This is a genomic window from Rubrivirga sp. (assembly GCF_049648075.1).
GTDB lineage: Bacteria > Bacteroidota > Rhodothermia > Rhodothermales > Rubricoccaceae > Rubrivirga.
Window position 1 is genome coordinate 1 of record NZ_JBARYR010000516.1, and the last position, 2,501, is coordinate 2,501.

The window sequence follows — 2,501 nt, forward strand, 5'->3', positions numbered from 1 at the left end:
GCGGAGCTCGGCGCAGTCGCCGGCGGCCCAGACGTTGGGCGCCGAGGCCCGAAGCTCAGCATCGACCAGGACGCCGCGTCTGACCTCGAGGGCGCCGCCCAGCCACTCGGTGTTCGCCACCACGCCCGTCCCGACGCCGACGACATCGGCCGGAAGGCGGTCTCCATTCGTCGTCACGACCGACTCGGCATGGCCGTCGCCCTCGATGGACGCGACCTCGACGCCGAAGCGCAGGTCGACGTGGTGCGCGCGGATCGCGTCGGCGACCAGTGCACTCTCCTGGGGCGAGAACACGTTTGGCAGGTAGCGGTCGTCGCGGACCAGGAAGGTGACGTCGACACCCCGGACGGTCAGCATCTCAGCGAGTTCGACCCCGATCAGCCCACCTCCTACGACGACGGCATGTTTGGCACCCGGCGTGGCGGCCTCGAGGCGGTCCAGGTCAGCCCAGTGGTAGAGGCCCTGCACGCCGGGGAGGTCGGCGCCGGGCCACGGCGGGATGTTTGGCCGAGAGCCGGTCGCGACGAGCAAGCGGTCGTACGGAATTGGCCCGCCCTCGAGGTCGAGCGTCTGGGCCTCGACGTCCAGGCCACGAGCGTGGTCGACGACGCGCTCGATCCGGTTCTCGTGCCAAAAGCGTTCTTCGTACATCCAGGTATGCTCGCGCGTCAGGACGCCCATGTAGACGTACATCAGCGCGGTCCGGGCGTAGGGCTCCTTCGCCTCGCCTGAGATGATCGTGATCGTGGCGTCGGGGTCGGCCTTGCGGACGTGGCGCGCGGCGGTGACGCCGGCGATCCCGTTCCCTACGATGACGACGTCCATGCTCGTGCGGAAGTGACGGTCAGAACGTAGCCCGGCGAGGGACGTACCTGCACCCCTCGACGTTGATATGACCTACGGCATTACCGGCAACCCGACAAAACCCGCTGTCTGGGAGCCGCTCCGCGACCTCACGGCCTGGCTCGACGCGCGCGGCCTCCCCTTCTGGATCGACCCGCCGCTCGCTCAGGGCCTGGATGACCGAGGCCTCGTCGACGGCTCCGTCCTCGAGGACCGCACGACGGACGACCTGTCCCAGTCGGACGTCCTGCTCTCGTTCGGCGGCGACGGCACGCTGTTGCGCACGGCGCACCGAGCGGGCGGCTTGCCCATTCTGGGCGTCAACATCGGACGGCTCGGTTTCTTGACCAAGGTCGAGGTCTCCGAGATCGAGGCCGCGCTCGCTGCCCTCGAGGACGGAGAGACCGGCGTCGAGGACCGGATGACGCTCGACGTCGAGCTCGACGTGCCCGGCCTCGAGGGCGTCCCGTCGTGGGCGCTCAACGACGTCGTGGTGGACAAGTCGGGCACGACGAGCATGATCCAGGTCGAGGCGACGGTCAACGGCGAGGCCCTCAACACGTACTGGGCGGACGGCCTGGTCGTAGCGACGCCGACCGGCTCGACGGCCTACGCCCTCTCAGTCGGAGGCCCGATCTTGACACCGGGATCCGACACCATCGTCGTGGCGCCGATCGCGCCACACACGCTCACGGCCCGGCCCATCGTGCTCCCCTGCGACGCCGAGCTGGTCCTCCGGGTCGAGACACGCGACCACCCGTTCGCGTTCGCCTGCGACGGGTTCTCGGTCGTCCTCGAGGGCGGCGCGACGGTCCGCATCAAACGGTCCGAGGAGGTCGTCCGCCTGGTGACGCTGCCGGGGAAAGATTACTTCTCGACCGTCCGCGACAAGCTCTCGTGGGGCCGTGGGGGGGTGTTTTAAGGGAGGGGCGGCCGTCCTCGAGGACGGAGGGCCGTTCCCTGCGCGACGCCGACCTCGAGGGCGCCAATGACGCCCTCATCCCTCCATCCGGTATGGCTTATTCCTCTGCCACCAAACGAAAACGCCCCCGCTTCCGAAGAAACGGGGGCGTTCGCGACCCGGACGAGACTTGAACTCGCGACCTCCTGCGTGACAGGCAGGCGTTCTAACCAACTGAACTACCGGGCCGAGTGCGACCAATCTACGAAGCCCGCGAGGGGCCGCGCAAAGCGGCGCGCGCTCCGCTGGATCTTCAACCGCTCGCGCGGCGCCGCCCAGCGGACGTGGTCGAGGGCGGACTTGAACCGCCGACACACGGATTTTCAGTCCGTTGCTCTACCAACTGAGCTACTCGACCAAGGAACAAGCGGCCACCCATGAGGCAAAGCCTCGAGGACGACCGGGCGCCGAATATACGCGGGTACCGAGCATTCTCGACAACACAGGAGCGACCGAGACTCAGTGAAGAGGCGACGACCTCGAGAGCCGTCAGGCCGGCGGAGCCAACGGGCTACTCCGGCAGCCCCCAGGGCTCTCTCAGCGCGTCCCGCGCCGACTCTGGGAGTTGGACCAGCACGGGCGCCGCGTCGGCGTCGAGCCAGGCCATGACGGACTGGAGTCGTTCGTCCGGCATCGCCGTGCAGCCCGCGGTCGAGGTGCCGGGGCCGCGCCAGACGTGCATGAAGATGCACGAGCC

General features: G+C 68.7%; 2 protein-coding genes, 2 tRNA genes and 1 pseudogene. 1 reads left to right on the forward strand and 4 read right to left on the reverse strand.

Going from position 1 to position 2,501, the window contains the following annotated elements; all coding sequences use genetic code 11:
• Positions 1-825 (reverse strand): NAD(P)/FAD-dependent oxidoreductase (locus tag WBA11_RS14485; RefSeq protein ID WP_424521377.1); only part of this gene is annotated, 825 nt, incomplete at its 3' end.
• A 67-nt stretch (positions 826-892) separates the two neighbouring features.
• Here WBA11_RS14485 and WBA11_RS14490 point away from each other — a divergent pair.
• A complete protein-coding gene (locus tag WBA11_RS14490; protein ID WP_424521378.1) occupies positions 893-1,765 on the forward strand; it encodes an NAD(+)/NADH kinase in 873 nt (290 codons plus the stop codon).
• Between the two features lie 154 nt (positions 1,766-1,919).
• On the opposite strand, the gene WBA11_RS14495 is transcribed toward WBA11_RS14490, so the two are convergent.
• From WBA11_RS14495 to WBA11_RS14505, 3 genes and pseudogenes are all read right to left on the reverse strand, one after another.
• Positions 1,920-1,993, reverse strand: a tRNA-Asp gene (locus tag WBA11_RS14495).
• Positions 1,994-2,089: 96 nt separating this feature from the next.
• Positions 2,090-2,162, reverse strand: a tRNA-Phe gene (locus WBA11_RS14500).
• A 153-nt stretch (positions 2,163-2,315) separates the two neighbouring features.
• Positions 2,316-2,501, reverse strand: a pseudogene (locus WBA11_RS14505) (hypothetical protein); the annotation flags it as partial.